This window comes from Arthrobacter sp. M2012083, assembly GCF_000281065.1.
Classification (GTDB): domain Bacteria; phylum Actinomycetota; class Actinomycetes; order Actinomycetales; family Micrococcaceae; genus Arthrobacter.
This window is the reverse complement of the sequence record NZ_AKKK01000009.1, coordinates 158,782-177,782: the sequence shown is the minus strand read 5'-3', so window position 1 is coordinate 177,782 and position 19,001 is coordinate 158,782. Positions and strand designations below refer to the sequence as shown.

Sequence of the window (19,001 nt, the reverse complement as noted above, 5' to 3'; positions counted from 1 at the left end):
GCCGGGGGGAGCCGGGATTGATGGACGGAAACGATGGGCGCGCACCACATGAGCAGCGCATCGTTGTCGTTGTGCCCCTAAGAGCGCTATTTCAGTCGCATTCTTAGTGCGACCGCTGCCCGTACCTACGGGCACCTGCAAAGGCAAACAGGGATCCTAGGACCAGAAGCGCTGCGGCAATGAAGATGAACCCCTGCCCCTGGGCGCCGGTGTTGGCCAGCTGTTCACGGCCATCCACCTCGTTGGGTTCCGCCGGTTCCTCTGGAATCACTACAACGACGGGAGGGGTGATGCTCGGGCTCGGTTCCGGTGTTGCGGGGGGTGTGCTGGGGCTCGGTTCCGGTGTTGCGGGGGGTGCGCTGGTGGGGCTCGTTGTTGGGCTCGGAGTCGGAGTCGGAGTCGGAGTCGGCGTCGGCGTCTGCGTAGCGGGTGTGCTCGGGCTCGGTGTTGGGGTCGTCTCGGCTGTTCCGTCCCCCGTTCCGCTGGCGACGCTTCGACGCGTCTCGGTACCAACGGGGTGCTGGTCGCCCGAGATGTTGACTGTTCCGTTGTTCTCGTAGACATCCAGGGAGGAGTCGGTCACCGTTGTGACCACGAAGAGCTCCACATGCTCGCCTTTCGGAAGCCCTTGCCAACTGACTGTCAGCGACTGCGGGGAGCACTGGATGGTTGCCGGGTATTGCCCATTATCGTAAGGTTCAACAATGTTGCCGGCGGTGCTCACTACCTTGCCAACGCGGGGTGTAACTTGGCTGCAATTAATTTCCATGCCGGCTGCAGGGATGTCCGTCACCACAACATCGTTGGTTTCGAAGGCCATGGGTGGCATGTAGAAGATCGACTCCAGTTTCGTCTGCGCGGGGTCTGCCCACCACATAGACTTTCCGGCAGAGGTTGGCACGCCCGGGTCGCAATCCTCAGTGCAGGGTTCGGTGGTCACGGGAACTCGAACCACGCTGTCACCAACAACGAAGTTCAGCTCCTCCGATCCTCCGTGCGTGGGCTCAAGCGCGTACTGAGTAGTGAAGGAACACTCTCCGCCGACATTCAAGGGATGCGACGCCACGAAATCGGTCAGGGTGAAGACCACCAGGCCGGCGTCATTCGCGGCTGCGGTGGCAACTGTGCGGCCAGCCGGATTTTTCAGGTCGAAGGTAGTGGCGCCAAACCAGCGCAGTTCAGCGGGGAGTTGAAGGCTGAAGGTGTCCCCGGGCTGCGATTTGTCGGGGACAGACCATGTACATTTCACATCCACTTGATCCCATTGCTTGGTAACTACTGATTCCGTGCTGATGGTGATGTCCGCTTCCGGAATATTTGCCGCAGTGGCCGGAAGGGCGGTCAACCCCAAGCCCAAGACAGCCGTGAGAGCGGCCAGCAGCGCAGTCACCAGCGACACGGTTTTTAGATGGATCTGATTGTTCATTTTCTGGATGGTCCTTCGAATCCTTGGGTGTTGTTCCGTCACAGGGTGAGTGTTGGCAGTGGAAGGTTCGTGACGTTGCAGCTCGGGATCGGACCGGTAAGTTCAGCGGGGGTCCTGCCCTGCGACAATGGGGGTTGCTGACGCCGGCGCTCCTGCTGCAGGAAGCGGGTAGAACATCATGCGCGCAGGGCTCAGCGTCCCGTCCTCCAAAGCCTCCAGCACGGCCTTGCATCCCAGTAGCCGTGACAGGTTGCGTTCTCCGAGAGGGAAGAGGATATGGACAGCGGAATTTTGGTACATGGCCATGGAACCGGTTCCGTGCAACTGCCCTTTGACGGCTTCCCCGAGCCGGGCAAGGAGTGTCCAGCAGTGTCCGCGGCTGTGGCGGGGGCCGGGCAGCCGAATGATCGCCAGGGCATGCGAACCAGTGGACTCCGGCCCTAACGTGGATACCTCGTGGATCCGTCGCTGGAAGTGCGCGTGGGTGACCAAACCCGTGTAGACATCCGTGCATGAGACGGGTGCGGCTGCTTCTGCGACCTCCGCCCAGCCTTCTGCCAGTGATTGAAGGGCGTCGATGTCAACGGGCTGTTCAGCAGCCACAAACAACGCGCGGAGGTCGTTCATGGCCTCATTGATACCCACACCATTCGTGGCGCGGGCCGCTCCGAGTAATTTCGCCCTGCACGCCGGAATCGCTGTGCCAGTGGCGAGCGACGTTACGATTGTCCGGACCTCAGGCACGAACCAATCCGCACGGAAGCGCCACCCCATCTTGTAACTGGTCGTTTGCCATCTTCGCTGCAATAGATACCGTGAAAATGCGCATTTGGCGAAGGATTTGGTCCGGAACAACGTCATATCCGAATAGTGCGCTGACCAGCTGGTTCGTGACGGAGCGCTTTCCCCAGGCCTTGATAAAGACTATGTAGAAAAACGCGTCACGACTTGCCTCTACCCCCCACTCCATATATATGGGCAGGGTTCTTTACGGTTTGGGGATGCCATAGATGGCACAGAGTTCACACGCAGGCAGCAAATCAAAAATCGACGACGATGGGCGTCTTATTGAGTTGGTCCGGAGCGGGGATATGTCCGCGTTCGATGGTCTCTACGAGCGCCACGTGTCCATTGCCTCCACCGTTGCCCGACGCAACGTGGACAATCCAAGTGATGCCGAGGATGTAGTGGCAGAGGCTTTTCAAGCTGTGCTGCAAGGCCTCGTGGCCGGGAGGGGGCCGGATACATTCTTTCGCGCATACCTGCTATCGACAGTTACCAGGTTGTCCCATCAACGGAACCGAAAGGCCGGTAAGGTCCTGCCCAGCGGTGATGATTCTGTCCTGGATCACGCCCTGGCCGACTCAGATGCCGCCATCAACGCTTTCGAGTCGCGCACCGTGGCCAAAGCCTTCCGCACCTTGCCGGAACGGTGGCAGGCAGTGCTGTGGTACTTGGACGTGGAACTCATGAAGCCCGCAGCCGTGGCACCAATTCTGGGGCTTTCTCCCAATGCGGTTTCAGCGCTCGCCCTCCGTGCGCGCGAAGGCCTCAGGAGGCAATACCTGCAGTGCCATATCGCCGAACAGGCCGATGGCGCGTGTTCCGAGTTCGCTTCAAAACTCGGCAACTTCATCCGCGGTGGACTGTCAGCAGCCACCGAGCGCAAGGTTCGGGATCACCTGAATGGCTGCTCCACATGTACGGCCGCCCTCGCGGAGCTGAAGGACGTTCAAGGAAGCATGCGGGCAGTGCTCCTTCCCATGGTTACGGGTATTCCCATCACGATCTGGGCGGGAAAAAGCGCTGGGCTGGGTGTTTTAGGCGCGGTTTTTCCCGCTAAAGCTGCACTGATCGCACCGGCGCTCGCTCAACCGATAGTCCTGGCCGTAGTCGCGGCAGCCGGGGTGGGGCTTGTATTGGGGTCCATAGGAATCGTGGATCACCTGACTCCGGAGACCTATTCGCAGCAGCGTGCTGTGCAGACTGGCAGTACACCCGGGGGAAGTGAACCGGCGGCGCCGCCCGCTACATCCACGCCCAGCGGCACACCATTCCCCGTATCTACCCCTCCGGCAGAGTTGCCTCCGGCCCCGGAGGAATTGCTACCAACCCCGGTGGAGGTACCTTCAGGGGCGTCAGAACTGACGCTGCCCGCACAGGAGAGGCCCGCACAGAATACGCCCGCAGGGCCCTCCGCGGCCCAGTCCCCGGTTGCAGCACCAGCCCCCACACCCGCTCCCGCACTCTCTGCAATCCCCAAGGCCACCGTTCCGGCCGATGTTCAGGGCTCTGTGCGGCAAAACCCAGGCCGGGAAGCCGGGAACATCAGCATGGACATCGACTTCCGGGTCTCAGGTGCAAGCCCCTTGGGTAGTGGCAAGGCGGTATTTTCGGTGGCCGCGGATGCATGGATAGTGGAAGGTTCCCTTCAAGCTCCGGACGGATGGACCTGCGCGCTGGAGAGCCGACGCGTTGCTGTTTGTACCAGCAGCTCTGTGCAACGGGACGATCTTCAATTCCATGTAGTGACCGATTCCAAGGGCAACAAGAAGGACCGCGAACTGAGCTACACCTTGAGTGGCCCGGGTATGGCTCCTAACAAGTTCTCCTACAACTACTGACATAGGAACGTCGACGGCGGAAGGCGACGCCAAAATCTGAGACACATTCTTTTGTTGAGTTCGGTGCGGGTAAGATCCCGTAGGAAACATTAGTAATCCGGCTCACAGTATCCAGCGCAGTGTACGGGCCAAACCAGATGACGAAGGTAAGTATCAATGGTTCACACTGCCCATCAAGACACCGATCTCGCAGCCGAACTGCGTGCCGACGTGCGTCGCGTATCCACGCTTCTCGGCGAGTCCCTGGTGCGACAACACGGTCCGGAACTGCTCCAACTCGTGGAACAGGTTCGCTTGCTGACCAAGGAGTCAAAGGAGGCTGCGCGGGGCGGCGCGGATGCCACCGGCCCTTGGAGCGCCCACGACGTCGTTGCCCAGGTCCGGGAGTTGCTCGCCTCCCTGCCGCTGGACCAGGCTACTGACTTGGTCCGTGCCTTTGCGTTCTACTTCCACCTCAGCAACGCGGCCGAGCAGGTACATCGCGTTCGTGGACTGCGTACCCGGCAGGAAAAAGACGGCTGGCTGGCAAAAGCGGTCTCAGAAATAGCCGGCCAAGCGGGTCCGCAGGTCCTGCAGGATGTGATCAACGAACTCGACGTCCGCCCTATTTTCACGGCACACCCCACAGAGGCTTCACGTCGCTCGGTGTTGGACAAAGTCCGCAAACTATCGGACGTCCTTGCTGAGCCCACCACGGAGGGGACTTCCGCGCGGCGCCGCCAGGACAGACAACTCGCCGAAATCATCGACCAAATGTGGCAAACCGACGAGCTCCGCCAGGTCCGCCCCACCCCTGTGGATGAGGCTCGAAACGCCATCTACTACCTCAACAGCATCCTCACCGACGCAATGCCGGAAATGCTGACCGACCTTTCAGAACTCCTGGCCGAGCATGGCGTCACGCTCCCGGCCGCCGCTGCACCCCTGAAGTTTGGTTCGTGGATCGGTGGCGACCGTGACGGCAACCCGAACGTCACTGCTGCTGTCACCAGGGAAATCCTGCAGTTGCAGAACCAGAATGCTGTCCGCATCAGCATTGCCCTCATCGACGAACTCATCTCGGTGCTCTCCAATTCAACGGCCCTTTTTGGGGCCGACCAGGAGCTGCTGGATTCGATCGCCCGGGATCTCAAGAACCTCCCCGGACTGGACAAGCGCATCCTTGAACTGAACGCGCAGGAGCCCTACAGGCTCAAACTGACCTGCATCAAGGCCAAGCTCCTCAATACGGGACGCCGTATCACGGCTTCCACTTATCACGAGCCGGGCCGTGACTACGCCACCACTGCTGAGTTGCTTGCGGAGTTTGGGCTGCTTGAGGCCTCGCTGCGGAACCACTCCGCCGCGTTGGTGGCAGACGGCGCCTTGGCTCGCGTCCGCAGGGCAATCGCGGCCTTTGGCTTGCACCTGGCAACACTGGATATCCGCGAACACGCCGATTACCACCACGATGCCGTGGGGCAGTTGGTGGACCGGCTCGGCACTGAAAAGCCCTACGGTGAATTGACGCGTGAGGAACGCTTCACATTCCTTGGGGCCGAGTTGGCTTCCCGCCGCCCGCTGTCCGGCCACCCGATCAAGCTTGAAGGCACTGCAGACGGTACGTATGACGTCTTCCGGAGTATCCGCCAGGCCTTGCATACGTACGGCCCGGACGTTGTGGAAACGTACATCATTTCCATGACCCGTGGTGCCGATGACGTCCTGGCTGCAGCAGTGCTTGCCCGGGAAGCTGGCCTGATCGATCTCTTCAGCGGCAAACCCCACGCCAAGATCGGGTTCGCTCCGCTACTGGAAACGGTGGAGGAACTCCGGGCTTCGGCCGAGATCGTGGACCAGTTGCTTTCCGATCCGTCCTATCGGGAACTTGTCCGTCTCCGGGGAGACATCCAGGAGGTCATGCTGGGTTACTCCGATTCCAATAAGGAATCCGGCGTCATGACCAGCCAGTGGGAGATCCACAAGACCCAGCGCAAGCTGCGTGACGTAGCTGCCAAGCATGGCGTCCGGGTTCGCCTGTTCCACGGCCGCGGAGGATCTGTGGGCCGTGGTGGCGGACCCACCTACGATGCCATCATGGCCCAGCCGAACGGCGTGCTTGAAGGCGAGATCAAGTTCACCGAGCAGGGTGAGGTCATCTCCGATAAGTACTCCCTGCCCGAGCTCGCCCGCGAAAACCTGGAACTTTCCCTCGCCGCAGTGATGCAGGGTTCGGCCCTGCACCGTACTCCGCGCACCTCGGATGACGAACGTGAGCGGTACGCCAACGTCATGGAAACCATTTCGGATGCAGCGTTCGCCCGCTACCGCACCTTGATTGATGATCCCCAGCTTCCGGCTTACTTCCTGGCGTCTACGCCGGTGGAACAGCTGGGTTCTTTGAACATAGGTTCGCGGCCCTCCAAGCGTCCGGATTCAGGTGCCGGCCTCGGTGGCCTACGGGCAATTCCCTGGGTTTTTGGGTGGACCCAGTCACGCCAGATCGTTCCGGGCTGGTTCGGCGTGGGTTCAGGCCTGAAAGCCGCACGCGAAGCTGGCGACACCGATCAGCTGCTGGAAATGATGGACCGCTGGCACTTCTTCCGCTCTGTGATCTCCAATGTGGAAATGACCTTGGCCAAGACGGACATGGAAATTGCGGGACACTACGTTTCGTCGCTGGTCCCGGAGGAACTGCACCGGCTGTTTCACATGATCCGCGACGAGTACGAGCTCACTGTGGCCGAAATCGAACGGCTTACCGGAGAGATCGAACTCCTGGATGCCCAACCGACACTGAAGCGTTCACTCGAAATCCGCGATCAGTACCTGGATCCGATCAGCTACCTGCAGGTGGAGCTGCTCCGCCGTGTGCGTGAGGAGCAGCTCTCTGGAGGCGAGATCGACGAGCGGCTCCAGAGGGCCATGCTTATCACCGTCAACGGTGTAGCTGCAGGCCTGCGCAACACCGGCTAGCAAACCTTCTCTCACATCCCTCGGGATTTTCCGGATGCCTCTCTCACCATGTGAGAGAGGCATCCGTCCAAGGACGTGGGAGGTGCGAGAGCGTTAGGGTGGTGGGATGCCGTCGTTCCAGACCAAGTTGAAGATCACTGGCCTTAAGCCGGGCAACGCACCCGAATCGGTGATGGCCGCAGCAGTGGAAGCGCTGGAAACGCGCCACCATGTCGAATCGAACCAGCTCGACATCGTGGGAGGCGTACCCCAGATCAGCCTGCGCTTCGCAGTGGGCGACCGGGATTACTCCGGCGAGAACGACGAAGCACGGACGTCGGCAGCCATGATGCGTGACGCCGTCGAACGCGTAGCGGTCACCGGAAGCCTTTACGTGTTGCGCCGCAGCCGCGGCCGTTGGTCGCCGGTTTAGAACAGTTAGCCAGCCCTACTCGGGCTGCGGCACGTCGCCGGGTTTGTCGGCGTCGAACGGTTCGTCTACTGGGGATCGGCTGCCGCGGCGACGGGTGACGATCAAACCGACCACCACGCCGATGACCAATCCCAGCCCCACCCCAATGAGTGAGCTGGCCCAAAAGGGAAGTTTGGTGGTGGATCCCGTGAAGTATCCCAAGCCGACCTGCCACACGGCCCACAGCACCGCTCCCAGCCCGGCGCACAGGCTGAACCCCCGGACCGAAACGTTGGCGATGCCTGCCGCGGATGAAGTGGCGAGCCTGCCGCCGGGGATAAATCGAGCGCCGATGATGGCGCCGTAGGTTGACGAGCGGCCGGCTTTAGCGATGGCCTCGTGGATTCCGCGGTGGACGCGGCGGCCCCACGACCACCGGTCCAGAACGTGGCTGATACGCCGCTTGAACAGCATGAACACGGCCATGTCGCCCAGCCAGGAAGCGAAGGCAGCCAGGAACAGGATGAGCCAGAAGTTTGCGTGGCCGTCGGCTGCCAGTGCCCCGCCAGTGATCACCACCATCTCGGAGGGGATGGGCGGGAAGATGGCGTCGCCCAACACAATGGGAACAATCCACAGGTAAATCGCGGATCCCCATGTCTCTGGAGCGATGATGTCCATGGGCAAAAGGTACCGCACTTGCCGGGTCCCCCGCTCGCGGGTGAGACTGGGCCATGCGAATCGAGATTCTGCGAGGTGACATCACCACGCGTTCGGTGGACGCGATCGTCAACGCCGCCAATTCGTCACTGCTGGGCGGAGGGGGAGTGGACGGCGCCATCCACAGGGCAGCGGGCACGGAACTTCTCGAGGCATGCCGCGGGCTGCGCCGGACGCAGTTCCAGGACGGACTTCCGGTGGGTGCCGCCGTCGCTACACCCGCCTTCCGGCTCCCCGCACGCTGGGTCGTCCACACAGTGGGACCCAACCGGCACGCGGGTCAAACCGATCCGGCGCTGCTCGCGTCGTGCTTCCGCGAGAGCCTTAAGGTGGCGGCCGGGCTTGGTGCACGATCCATCGCTTTCCCTGCGATCAGCGCCGGAATTTATGGCTGGGACGCCGGTCAGGTCGCGAAGGTAGCACTCGACGCCGCAAGGTGGTTTTCGTCGTCGTCTTCAGCTTCCGGAGCTGAGGACAGCCCGCTTGAGCTGGTGGAGTTCGTGCTGTTTTCGGAGGAGACGACGGCGGTCTTCCAGGCTGTGTTTGATTCCTCCCCGGGGGTTGACTCCTAGTCGGGTTCTAGCGACTCGCACGGGTTGGCTGACCTCATGCCGCTGAGGGTGCTCCACCGGGCACGTCCACTGCGTGTTTGTGGCCGAGGAACCTGCCGGCCTTGAAGTACCAGTAGGGCCAGACGGTCCAGGACGATGCCCCGGCGATGACGCCCGCGCCCATGATCCCATAACGGAGCCACTCGGGCCCGGGTATAAGGAAGCCGAGGCCAGCCACGGGAAGGCCGATCAGGAGGGCTCCGCCGATGAACCGGCCAAGCTTTGCGAGCCCTTGCGGGTAGTCCTCGACGTGGAGAAGCTTGTTGTTTGCCGCGAGGAACCAAGCTCCTTGGATGACGATCGCTACCACGGAAACTGCTGTCGATGGTCCAAAGTCCAGGACCTTGAATACCAGCAACGCCGAACTCGTGGCCCCGGCTGCGCAGGCTGCCACAGTGACCCACTTCAGCGGTTTGGTCCACGGTGCCTTCGGGAGACGCTGGTGAACCTGGAGGATTACCGGGATGGCGAGAACATTGAAGACGGCCCCGGTGGCATCGTTGATGGCACCGAAAACGAACGGACCACCCTTGGGCACTTCCACGGCATACATTGCGGCGAGGGTTGCGACGCCAATGGCACCCGCCGCAGCAGCAGAGAAGGCGAAGACTGATGCGGTCCTATCGCCTGCAAGCTCAACTGAACTGTTCATCTCCCGCTCCTGGAAACTACCTTGGAAGCCTCATGGTAGTCCTGCTCAGAGCCACGTGGAACGGGTGTGGGAGGCGCCTAGCCGTGGGCTTCGCTGAGCTCCAGTTTGCTGCGATATTCCACGCGTTGCTTGCTGATGGGGTCCACGAAAGTGATGCCGCGGGCCAGCAACTGAAGGGGTTTCGAGTAGTCGTCCGGGGCTTTGTCCAGCAGGTCAGGGTAGAAGGCGTCGTTGACGATTCCCAACCCAAGCGAGGCCATGTGCACGCGCAGTTGGTGCGTCTTTCCGGTGTGCGGTTCCAACCGGTATAACGCGCGCTGGTGAGTTCCGGCGTCGAACGTTTTTGTTTGTTCAATGCGGGTCTCCGCGTTCGGTTCTCCGTCAATGACTTCGGCAAGCAGGTAGTTGCGGGACTTTGTCATGCGGTTGCGGACAACCACCGGGAATTCGACGGCGGGATAGCCTGCGGCCGGTGTCGCGGCGGACACGCACTCGTATTCCTTCTGGACCTGGCGCTTCTCGAAGAGGACCTGATACTTGCCGCGTGTCTCCGGGTTGGTGGAGAGCAGCAGAAGGCCGGCCGTCATGCGGTCCAAGCGGTGCATGGGGATGAGGTCCGGGAGGTTGAGCAGGTTCCGGAGCCGGACCAGCGCGGATTCCTGGATGTAGGTGCCGCCGGGGGTCGTGGGGAGGAAATGCGGCTTGTCCACCACCAGGATGTGTTCGTCTTGGTGGAGGATGTTGATTTCCACGGGCAGGCGGGTTTCGGGCGGGAGTGTCCGGTAGTACCAGATGAAGGTGTGGTCCTCCAGCTTGGTGCTGCGGTTCAGCGGGACGCCACCTTCGCCCACGATCTCGCCGGCATCGAAACGGTCCTCGATGCCTTGCGGATCGATGTGGCCCCAGCGGTGCATCATGTAGTCCATCGCGGTGGTCCACGGTCCCTCGTCCGGCAGGCGAAGGCGGGTCGCGTTAACGCCGTCGCGCACGGGGAGAGGGGATTGCATCACCGAACAATTCTACCGGCGTCGCGTTGCGAGGCCCGCTCTGCACCCCAAATCGCGCTCAGAGCCTGCAGAGCGGGCCGCGCAACGGGAGGATCCTCCGACGATAAAAAAGTTCTTGACAATAAAAGTTGTCGGTGAGCATACTTGAACTATGTTGGACATCGAAGTGATCGAGGACCCGGCCGCAGCGGAAGCGTCGCTGGATCCGATCCGCACCCGAATCCTGCAGGAGCTCGTCGAACCGGCGTCCGCCACGCAGCTGGCCGCGAAGGTCGGGTTGCCCAGGCAAAAGGTGAACTACCACCTCAAAGCCCTCGAACGGCACGGTTTGGTAGAGCTGGTGGAAGAGCGCCGGAAGGGCAACGTCACTGAGCGCGTCCTGCGTGCAACGGCGGCCTCGTATCTGATCTCGCCTATCGCCCTGGCGTCTGTGGCGCCGGATCCGCGGCGCTTCTCTGACCGGTTCTCCGCTTTCTGGTTGCTTTCACTGGCCTCCCGCACCGTGCAGGAGATGGGCAAGCTCATCGCCGGCGCTGCCGTGGCAAAGAAGAAGCTGGCAAGCTTCGCGATCGACGGCGAGATCACCTTCCGCTCGGCTGCCGAACGCGCGGCTTTCGCGGAAGAGCTTGGCGTGGCGGTGACGCGGCTCGTCGATAAGTACCACGACGGCGGTGCTACCGCAGTGGCGAGTGGCGCACGCAAGCACCGGCTCGTGGTCGTACTTCACCCCGCACTCAAGACGCCTTCAACGGCACAACTTTCTTCAACGGCACAACGTTCTTCAACGGAACAAACAGCAGAAAAGGACCAAAGCAATGACTGACAATCGGAAATTCGAAATCGTGGCGGACACTGAACTGCCCGGAACCCCGGAGCGCGTGTGGGAGGCGGTCACCAAGGGCACGCCGGCCTGGATGTTCCCCACGGATCAGTGGCCGGATGTGAAAACCGTCCAGGAATACCCCACGCATCTGGTGTCGCGGATGGACGGCCCTGACGGCTGGTTCAACCAACTGGAACATGTCCTGGAGCCGGTGGAGGGTGGCCGCGCCAAGCTGCACTACGTTCACAGCGGGATCTTTGCCGAGAACTGGGACGAGCAATACGACGGCGCCAGTAAGCACACCGAGTTCTACCTGCACACGTTGGGCCAGTACCTGCAGTATTTCGACGGCAAGCCCGCGGTTTTCACGGACATTCAGGCGCCTGCTTCTTCGCAGGCAGTGGATGGTTTTGTGCAGCTGAAGAAGGCTTTGGGCGTGGACGGTGTGGCCGCCGGTACCGCAGTGGATGTGGACGTCGACGGCGTTGGGCGGCTGGCCGGGGTAGTGGACTTCTCCAACGAGAACTTTCTGGGCCTCCGGACAGCGGACACGATGTACCGCTTCTTCGGTCGGAACGCATTCGGCGCCCCGGTCGGGATGACGGTACACGAGTTCAGCGGCTCCGGCGATGCAGAACTTACGGCCAAGGCCTGGGGTGCGTTCCTGGAGAAGGTGTACGCGTAGTAGTTCCGGTTACTCCGCCCAAGCCCGCGCCACGGATTCCAGGGCGGCCTCGTAGATCGAGGCCCAATCGGTGGCGGGATCATTCATCTGCGCAAGCTCCAGGCTGACGAGCCCATGGACCTGTCCCCAGATGGCCATTGCCATGAGTGCGGGGTCGTCCTTGCGCAGAGCGCCCACTGACTGGGCGGCGACTACCGCCTCCACGAGGGGGAGCATTGATTCGGAGGCGACTTCCGGCGTCGGGCTGCAATCAACATAGGCGGCCAGCGCACCGCCGAACATCAGGCGGTAAAGGGCGGGGTGCTCCAGCGCCCAGACTCGGTAGGCCCGGCCCAGTCCAAGCAGTCCGTCCTTGGCCGCACCGCGTTGGGACTCGCCAAAGGAGCGGAAACCTTCGTCGACGGCGGCGGTCAGCAGTTGCGCCTTCCCGCCGAAGAGGGAGTAGATCGCCGTGGTGGACGTTTCTGCCGCTGCTGCTACGTCGCGAAGGGTGACGCGGGCCGGACCCTCGCGGTCCACCAGTTCGGCGGTAACCGCCAGCAGCCGATCCTGGACGTGTTGATCATGCACTACAGGTCTTGCCATGCCATCAAGTGTTTCATAACATTGTTTCATAACAGCGTTATGAAACCCGGCTTCGGAAAATCCGGGGTTTCCCAATTGAAGGATTCACATGGCACAGGAGATCTTCCCCGGCCGCTTCACAGCGGACATCGGGCGCGATACAGTGACCGTCTTCCTCATCGGAATGCGGGCAAACCGGTGGTGGAAGCTCGGCCGTGTCGCCAAAGTGGCGTCGGCCATGCCAACCATGATGCAGCACCTCGCGAGCAACCCGGACGCCGGTCTCCTGGGCAGCGAACAATGGTTCGGGCGGACCACTATCCTGCTCAGCTACTGGGAAAGTCCAGAGCATCTGAGGCGCTTTGCCGCCGACAGGGATTCGCCGCATCTGGGACCGTGGCGGAAATTCATGAAGGAGTTCGCGGGCAGCGGCGACGTAGGCGTGTGGCACGAGACGTACCAAGTCCCGGCGTCTGGTATCGAAGTTGTGTACAACGGCATGCCTCTGTTCGGCTTGGCAAAGGCAACATCGCATACACCGGTAGGGCCAGGCAGTAATACGGCGAAACAGCGGATGGGCGGGACCAAGCGGGCGGCGGCCTAGGCGACCGCGACGGCGGGTGGCCGCTCTGTCTTGAGCGTCCGGCGGAGGTGGGGCGAGGCGTCGAGCTTGTCCTGGGCGGCGCGAAGCGCACCGACGGCGAACTCCAACTGCGCGGCGGGCAAGGTGTAGGGGACGCGCAGGTAGTGCTCGAACGCGCCACCCACACCGAAACGGGGTCCGGCCGCCAAACGAACGCCAAAGTCGGGCGCGAGCACGGTCAGGGCCGTGCTGGATGCAAGCGGCAGGCGGCACCACACAGTGAGTCCACCCCGCGGTCGCTCCACCTCCCACGACGGTAAACGCTCAGCGATCAACCCCAGCAGTGATTCCCGGTTGTGCCTGAGCTCTTCGAGGCGGGCATCAAGCGGTTCCGCGAACGACCGGACAAGGCGCGCCGCCGCCAGTTGTTCAACCACTGGCCCGCCCAGATCCATGACTGTCCTCGCGGCGACAAAGCGGACAATCAGGGACTCGTCTGCCCGGATCCACCCGGTCCTTAGGCCCGCCCAATGCGATTTGCTCAGCGACCCGATGGAAACCACTGCAGGACTGAACGACGACATCGGCGCGGTGCGGACGCCGTCGAGATTCAACTCACGCAGGGTTTCATCCACCACCAACACGGTTCCGGAAGCAGCGGCCGCCCGCGTGAGGCGTCGGCGTTGCAGATCGGACATGATGCGCCCGGTCGGATTGTGGAAGTCCGGTACCAAGTAGGCCATGGCGGGGCGCTGCTGGTTCATGGTGGCCACCATCGCATCGATGTCCCAGGCTGGCGAGGTGCCCGAGGGCAGCGCCACTGGCAGCGGCTTGCAGCCGGCGGCGCGGATGGCGTCCAGGGCGTTGGGGTATGTGGGGTGTTCCACCATGACCCGGTCCTGCTTTCCGGCCAGGGCGCGCAGCACAATGTTGAGGGCGTGCTGTGCGCCGGACGTGACGAGTATCTGGCCCGGCGACGTTGGCACCCCTTCCGCCGTGTACTTCTCTGCGATGGCTTCGCGGAGGGCCGGCTCTCCCACGGCGTCGTACCCGAACCCCGGCAAGCGGGCCGGCAGTTCGGTCAGCGCATCGGCGAATGCCCGGTGCACTACTTCGCCGGCCGCAGGTAGTGACGCGTATGCGAGATCCAGAAGCCCCTCGGGAACCGCGAGTCCGGGAGCGCTTACTGGTGCGGTGCGGTGGGGGATGCGCGTCCGCCCACGGCTGCCCTGGCCTGCAGTGAGGAACCCCTGTTCGCGCAGGCTCGCATATGCGGCAGTGACCGTGGTCCGGCTGAGTCCGAGTGTCTGGGCGAGTGCCCGCTCGCTGGGCAGTGCGACATCCAACGGGATGCGCCCGTCCATCACCAGCAAACGCACGACGTCGGCCAACTCGCGGTAGGCGGGCAGGGCGCCGGAGTTCCAAGAGCCGAGGAGGCGAACAAGCGCGGTGGGATTCAGGGAGGTGGACATAAGACCAGTATTCCAAACTGGCTATGGATTACAAGGCCAGTTCTCTTGGATGATGTACTTCATGATGACCCGAAGAATCACTCAACTCCTGATCGGCCTCGCGATGTACGGCATCTCCTTGGCCATCTTTATCCGCGCCGGCCTGGGCTTGGACCCTTGGGATGTGTTTCACCAAGGCGTATCCGAAAAGACCGGCTTCAGCATGGGTGTTGTGGTGATCGCGGTCAGCTTTCTGGTTCTCCTCCTGTGGATCCCGCTCCGGCAGATGCCAGGGATCGGAACCATCGCCAACGCAATTCTTGTGGGTCTCTTCGCCGATCTGGGACTGTGGCTCATCCCGGAGTTCTCACACCTGGGCGGACAGATCGCCATGCTCGCCGGTGCCGTGATCCTCAACGGCATCGCGTCCGCTTGCTACATCGGTGCCCGCCTTGGACCCGGTGCCCGTGATGGCCTGATGACTGGGCTTGTCCGCCGAACTGGTTGGTCCGTGCGCTTGGTCCGCACCGGAATCGAGGTGGTTGTCCTGGCTGTTGGCTTCCTGCTGGGCGGTTCCGTTGGTGTTGGTACGGTGGTCTATGCTCTGGCGATCGGCCCGATCGTGCAGGTGTTGCTGCCCAAGTTCATGGTCCCGGAACGGGTAAAGGCAACGGCCCCCACGGAAGCCGTGGAGGCCGCGCCGGCTGCCTGACAAGCCGCACCTGACGCCTAGCGGCATGCCTCCAGGTCCTCGCCATACTGCAACCAGTCCGGCAGGTCCTCACTGAAGGCATCTCGGATGGCGGGCGATCCAGCGCTCCGCCAGTCGACGTCGTCGTTAATCTCGATCTCGTACTTCTTCCACTCAAACCAGTTGATCATCTTCAACTGCGGGTACTTCTGGTGGGTACCAGCGGAGAAGACCTGACGCCACCATGCCTGCTTGACGTCCAGCTCGGACGCCCCGCCGCGAGCCGGGGTGAAGATAGCCGCGGTCTCCGGAATGGCTACCGGCTTGTTATGGTCCACCCCGTACACCTGGTAGAAATCCGGGACGGAACTGTCGTCGCCGGCGGTGCCGCTATAGGTGCCGGTCAGCATGGCGAGGAACTTGCCTGGCTCCGAAATGTCGTTGTTTCCCCACGGCCGCTGGTTGCCCCAGTGATACAGCGAAACTCCCACCCAATCCACGGCGTCGTCCCCGGGGTAGTAGGGCGCATAGGTGTCGTCAGACATGGTCAGCGCGCCGTCACGGTCCGTGTCGAGCGCGGCGAAATCGGCAGTTCCCGGACGGGCCGCGAATTGGCCCCCTGTAAACGGGTAGCCGCCACCATAGTTCGGGGCCCACATCATGGACGAGCCCGGCGCCCCGGCATGAATTGCAGCGGCCACTTTGCGGAATACTTCCACATAACGCAGCGGTTGCTGGCCCCAGGAATACCAGGACCCGTTCATTTCATGCGCAAAACGTACGACGACGGGCGTCCCCTGATCGTTGATGGCCCGTAAGTCGGTAGCCAGTTTGGCGATCACTTCGTCGCTCATGGTCTCCAGGCCGCCGTGCGGTTCCAAGGTCAGGAGCAACACGCCCCCTGTTGGGCGGACCTGGGTGACGGCGTTGGTGGTGTGAGCCCACGTTTCGTCGTCGTAGGGGATATCCGAAAACTGCACTACCACCGCCGGATCATGGCCGAGGTTTTCCCGGTGCTCGGCCAATGTCTCCGAGTCCCAATCGAGGTTCACGCCCAGAAGCACACCGTCCTTGGGGATCATAGTGGAAGCATCGCCGGCCCGGCAGAGTGACAGGGCCTGGACTACCGGCACCACCTCCTTGGAAGCAAAACCCAATCCCGTGGCAGCGAGGGCCGTCACCACCAAGGGGATGAGAAGGCTGGCCCGCCGGCGTTTTCTGTTCGGGTGTCCCGTGAAAGTGGGAGGAGTCTGTTCCACTGTCAGCCCCATCCGATGGAACGATGACGACGCCTGAAGAGAGTCCGCCAACTGAAGCGGGGCGCAAGCCCGCGTGGCCGCACGAGTGCTGCACCGCCGTCGACGGCATCTTGGCGCGTTGCGTAGATACGCGCGACGTGACCCAGATGGGCTTGGAGGCGGGTTTCCTGGAGCTCGCTGGAATCGCCGAAAAGGCGGAGATCGCCACCGCGCGATCGGAGCAGGTGCAGCACCTCAAACACTCCTACTACGCCTGATGCTCCCACCGATGTCACCGCCGCGACATCCAGCAGGACCAGGACGGGGCCGTCCGCGGCGGCCTTGGCGGTTGCTTGGCGAATGGCGGGAACTGTAGCGGCGTCCAAGGCGCCGGTGATGGTCAAATCCACCGATTTCAAGGCGGCGGAGGTGGTGTTCGGGGCATGGGAGAGCATGGACATGGGGTCGCTCCTTGCTGGGGGTTGGAACGGCGTTAATTGATGGGTGCGGTCAGGGTGTGGGTTTGATGGGGGCACCAAGGACGCTGGTGAGCTCCTGAGGAGTGGGCATCGGTTCAACGAGGTTATCGCCGGGCCCCCGATACCTTGCGGCACCGATCACCACGCTCAAAAGCGCCAGGTCCAAGACAACCCAGGCCAACGTGATGAGGGTGGGATAGAGCGGCGCTTCCCCGGATGAGACTCGGGCAATGCCGATGAACGAGGACACAACGAGCAACGCCATGGCAGCTACTTGTAGCCTGACATGGTGGAATCCACGGCCCGTGTCCTGCTTGCTCTTGGCCGTCACCGAGAATGCGAGATGCTTGCCAAGGAAGACCGCTGCCGCACCTGAACACGTGGCCGCGATCCAGGTGGGAAACAGGGCAAAGGACCACTGCTGGCCGCGCCACAATCCTTTCGACCCGTTGCCCGCTACTTGGAAGAGCAGCTGGCACGAAATGAAGAAAGGCAGGAAGAGGCAGAAGAACACCACGGGGCTGGCAGTCAGCGGGTAAGTACCGGCCACCAGGAACACCACAGGTGCCGCGATATAGCTCAGGGCGGCGAAGCCGTTCAGGTAGCTCGTCATGGTGCCCAGATACATAAGGCGCTGAGCCACGGTGAGGCCCCGAAGAAACAACGGATTGTCACTGAAGAACACCTGCATGGTGCCAGCGGCCCATCGATGCCGCTGCGAGAGCATGGTGGACACGTCTTCAGGGGCCAACCCGTGGACCAGGACCTCGTGGTGGTAGACGCTGCCCCACCCCATCGCGTGAAGGTGCATGGCCGTTGCCATGTCCTCGGTGATGGTGGTGGTGTCCATGGGGTGAATGGCCAGTGCTTGGTCCGTGTGAGCCACATCCACTGCCTCCAAGACAGCGTCAAGTTCCGGTACCACGTCCTCCATGGCGTCAGGAACTGCCAGAGCTGCCGTATGGAAGGCGATGCGGAGTTCGAAAGTGATCTCGGCGAGGACATCGCCCCTGCGCACTTGGTGTTCCGCGCGTGCCACTGCCTCCAACGCCTGCTCTGCCACGATCATGGCCGCGGGATGACGCCTGCCCAGCTCGCCGTGAAGGTCCTGCAAACGTGATCGGCCCCGACGCAGAGCGCGCCAGGTCTGCTCAGTGGCTGTCCGCGTGTATCGCGTCAAGCCCAGGGCCATGAGGGCTTCACGGCGTAGGACAGCATTGGAACCGCAGAAGAACGCTGCGTCCCAGCCGTCCTTGCCTTGTTGGATGGGGCCGTAGAAGAGTTCCGCCTGGCTTCCCAGCGGGTCCCGTTCCGGAACATTCCAAAAGTGCTGCGGGGTCTGGACGAAAGCCACTTCCTCGGCATCGAAATAGCCCAGGACGCGGTCCAGGAAACGCGGTTCAGGGACTTGGTCTGCGTCAAAGATGGCTACGAACTCGCCCGTCGTCATGGACAGGGCGTTGTTGACGTTCCCTGCCTTCGCGAAGCGCTGCCGGCCATCCCACTCAGGACCTCGGGTGATATACCCGACGCCGATCCGGCGGGCTGCGGTGGCAAATTCCGCCCGGTCGCCGTCGTCAAGGATCCAGGTCTCGTGCGGGTACTCCATGTCTCTGGCCGCGATGGCCGTTTTGAGCACCAAGTCCAGCGGCTCGTTGTAGGTGGCAATGAAAACGTCCACCGATCTGCCCGGCAGGGCAGGTGGGGGAGGTGGACGTCGTCGTGCGTTCCACATGGCCACCGCGTAAAGTGCCGATTCGCCGAGACTGTAAGTTTCAGCGGCCACGAGGGGCAGCGAGATCCACCAGGCATCCCACGCGACAGTGCTCGACCAGCGCCAGCTGATGTAAATCAATCCAAAGGAAACCACAAGAACTGCAAGGATCCTTACCAGTATTTGTCTGTAAATGCCCATCTTTAGCCTCCGGTAACTGCTGGGGAAAAGGCCAAGGCGCGCCAGTATGTCCAAACGCTCCTCAGAGCGAAGTTTGGGAGGACACGGCTGACGCGCCTGGAGCTGCATCATCGATGCTCAAGGGAAGGAATTCGGCTGCGAACGGAATGTCCTTTTTCCAATAAACCCGATGAAATTCCCATCAAG

At 62.2% G+C, this 19,001-nt stretch carries 18 protein-coding genes; 8 read left to right on the top strand and 10 right to left on the bottom strand.

Going from position 1 to position 19,001, the window contains the following annotated elements; all coding sequences use genetic code 11:
• Nucleotides 1-103: 103 nt before the first annotated feature.
• On the bottom strand, nucleotides 104-1,426 hold the full coding sequence (locus A477_RS23265) for an Ig-like domain-containing protein (protein ID WP_017198192.1): 1,323 nt from the start codon (nucleotides 1,424-1,426) through the stop codon (nucleotides 104-106).
• Nucleotides 1,427-1,528: 102 nt separating this feature from the next.
• Complete coding sequence (locus A477_RS22090; protein ID WP_017198191.1) at nucleotides 1,529-2,053, bottom strand: hypothetical protein; 525 nt, start codon at nucleotides 2,051-2,053, stop codon at nucleotides 1,529-1,531.
• A gap of 383 nt (nucleotides 2,054-2,436) precedes the next feature.
• Here A477_RS22090 and A477_RS0106385 point away from each other — a divergent pair, with 383 nt between their 5' ends.
• The 3 genes from A477_RS0106385 (at nucleotide 2,437) to A477_RS0106375 (ending at nucleotide 7,417) form a co-directional block, all read left to right on the top strand.
• On the top strand, nucleotides 2,437-4,050 hold the full coding sequence (locus A477_RS0106385; protein ID WP_026005399.1) for a sigma-70 family RNA polymerase sigma factor: 1,614 nt from the start codon (nucleotides 2,437-2,439) through the stop codon (nucleotides 4,048-4,050).
• Between the two features lie 156 nt (nucleotides 4,051-4,206).
• Nucleotides 4,207-7,005, top strand: a complete 2,799-nt coding sequence (gene ppc, locus A477_RS0106380) for a phosphoenolpyruvate carboxylase (RefSeq protein WP_017198188.1) — start codon at nucleotides 4,207-4,209, stop codon at nucleotides 7,003-7,005.
• A 106-nt stretch (nucleotides 7,006-7,111) separates the two neighbouring features.
• Nucleotides 7,112-7,417, top strand: a complete 306-nt coding sequence (locus tag A477_RS0106375; RefSeq protein ID WP_017198187.1) for a hypothetical protein — start codon at nucleotides 7,112-7,114, stop codon at nucleotides 7,415-7,417.
• A gap of 15 nt (nucleotides 7,418-7,432) precedes the next feature.
• On the opposite strand, the gene A477_RS0106370 is transcribed toward A477_RS0106375, so the two are convergent.
• Nucleotides 7,433-8,077 (bottom strand): DedA family protein, encoded by a 645-nt coding sequence (locus A477_RS0106370; RefSeq protein ID WP_044568415.1) that lies wholly within the window; start codon nucleotides 8,075-8,077, stop codon nucleotides 7,433-7,435.
• Between the two features lie 53 nt (nucleotides 8,078-8,130).
• On the opposite strand from A477_RS0106370, the gene A477_RS0106365 reads away from it, so the two are divergent.
• Nucleotides 8,131-8,688 (top strand): O-acetyl-ADP-ribose deacetylase, encoded by a 558-nt coding sequence (locus A477_RS0106365; protein ID WP_017198185.1) that lies wholly within the window; start codon nucleotides 8,131-8,133, stop codon nucleotides 8,686-8,688.
• 34 nt (nucleotides 8,689-8,722) lie between these two features.
• Here A477_RS0106365 and A477_RS0106360 read toward each other — a convergent pair whose 3' ends face one another.
• A complete protein-coding gene (locus tag A477_RS0106360) occupies nucleotides 8,723-9,379 on the bottom strand; it encodes a PH domain-containing protein (protein WP_017198184.1) in 657 nt (218 codons plus the stop codon).
• A 77-nt stretch (nucleotides 9,380-9,456) separates the two neighbouring features.
• Nucleotides 9,457-10,386, bottom strand: coding sequence for a pseudouridine synthase (locus tag A477_RS0106355; protein WP_017198183.1), 930 nt, complete (start codon nucleotides 10,384-10,386; stop codon nucleotides 9,457-9,459).
• Nucleotides 10,387-10,537: 151 nt separating this feature from the next.
• Here A477_RS0106355 and A477_RS0106350 point away from each other — a divergent pair, with 151 nt between their 5' ends.
• Together A477_RS0106350 and A477_RS0106345 are read left to right on the top strand one after the other, a co-directional pair.
• Nucleotides 10,538-11,209: an ArsR/SmtB family transcription factor gene (locus A477_RS0106350; protein ID WP_017198182.1), complete on the top strand. Its 672-nt coding sequence runs from the start codon at nucleotides 10,538-10,540 to the stop codon at nucleotides 11,207-11,209.
• Complete coding sequence (locus tag A477_RS0106345) at nucleotides 11,202-11,894, top strand: SRPBCC family protein (RefSeq protein ID WP_017198181.1); 693 nt, start codon at nucleotides 11,202-11,204, stop codon at nucleotides 11,892-11,894. The genes A477_RS0106350 and A477_RS0106345 overlap by 8 nt, the downstream gene beginning before the upstream one ends.
• Nucleotides 11,895-11,903: 9 nt before the next feature.
• Here the strand turns inward: A477_RS0106345 and A477_RS0106340 are convergent, their stop codons facing one another.
• On the bottom strand, nucleotides 11,904-12,479 hold the full coding sequence (locus tag A477_RS0106340) for a TetR-like C-terminal domain-containing protein (protein ID WP_026005398.1): 576 nt from the start codon (nucleotides 12,477-12,479) through the stop codon (nucleotides 11,904-11,906).
• 88 nt (nucleotides 12,480-12,567) lie between these two features.
• Here A477_RS0106340 and A477_RS0106335 point away from each other — a divergent pair, with 88 nt between their 5' ends.
• On the top strand, nucleotides 12,568-13,062 hold the full coding sequence (locus A477_RS0106335) for a DUF4188 domain-containing protein (RefSeq protein WP_017198179.1): 495 nt from the start codon (nucleotides 12,568-12,570) through the stop codon (nucleotides 13,060-13,062).
• Here A477_RS0106335 and yczR read toward each other — a convergent pair.
• Complete coding sequence (gene yczR / locus A477_RS0106330; protein ID WP_017198178.1) at nucleotides 13,059-14,513, bottom strand: MocR-like transcription factor YczR; 1,455 nt, start codon at nucleotides 14,511-14,513, stop codon at nucleotides 13,059-13,061. The genes A477_RS0106335 and yczR overlap by 4 nt on opposite strands.
• 61 nt (nucleotides 14,514-14,574) lie before the next feature.
• Between yczR and yczE the strand changes: the two genes are divergently transcribed.
• Nucleotides 14,575-15,204 carry a membrane protein YczE gene (gene yczE, locus A477_RS0106325; RefSeq protein WP_026005397.1) on the top strand — a complete coding sequence of 210 codons (630 nt, stop codon included), beginning with the start codon at nucleotides 14,575-14,577 and terminating at the stop codon, nucleotides 15,202-15,204.
• A 17-nt stretch (nucleotides 15,205-15,221) separates the two neighbouring features.
• Here the strand turns inward: yczE and A477_RS0106320 are convergent, their stop codons facing one another.
• From A477_RS0106320 to A477_RS0106310, 3 genes are read right to left on the bottom strand one after another with little or no spacing between them, the layout of a single operon-like run.
• The gene (locus tag A477_RS0106320; RefSeq protein ID WP_017198176.1) at nucleotides 15,222-16,454 is read right to left on the bottom strand and encodes a glycoside hydrolase family 26 protein; all 1,233 of its coding nucleotides are present in this window, start codon (nucleotides 16,452-16,454) and stop codon (nucleotides 15,222-15,224) included.
• A complete protein-coding gene (locus A477_RS0106315; protein ID WP_017198175.1) occupies nucleotides 16,445-16,882 on the bottom strand; it encodes an STAS domain-containing protein in 438 nt (145 codons plus the stop codon). Before A477_RS0106315 ends, A477_RS0106320 begins: the two co-directional genes overlap by 10 nt.
• Before the next feature lie 49 nt (nucleotides 16,883-16,931).
• On the bottom strand, nucleotides 16,932-18,815 hold the full coding sequence (locus A477_RS0106310) for a glycosyltransferase (protein ID WP_017198174.1): 1,884 nt from the start codon (nucleotides 18,813-18,815) through the stop codon (nucleotides 16,932-16,934).
• Nucleotides 18,816-19,001 lie beyond the last annotated feature (186 nt).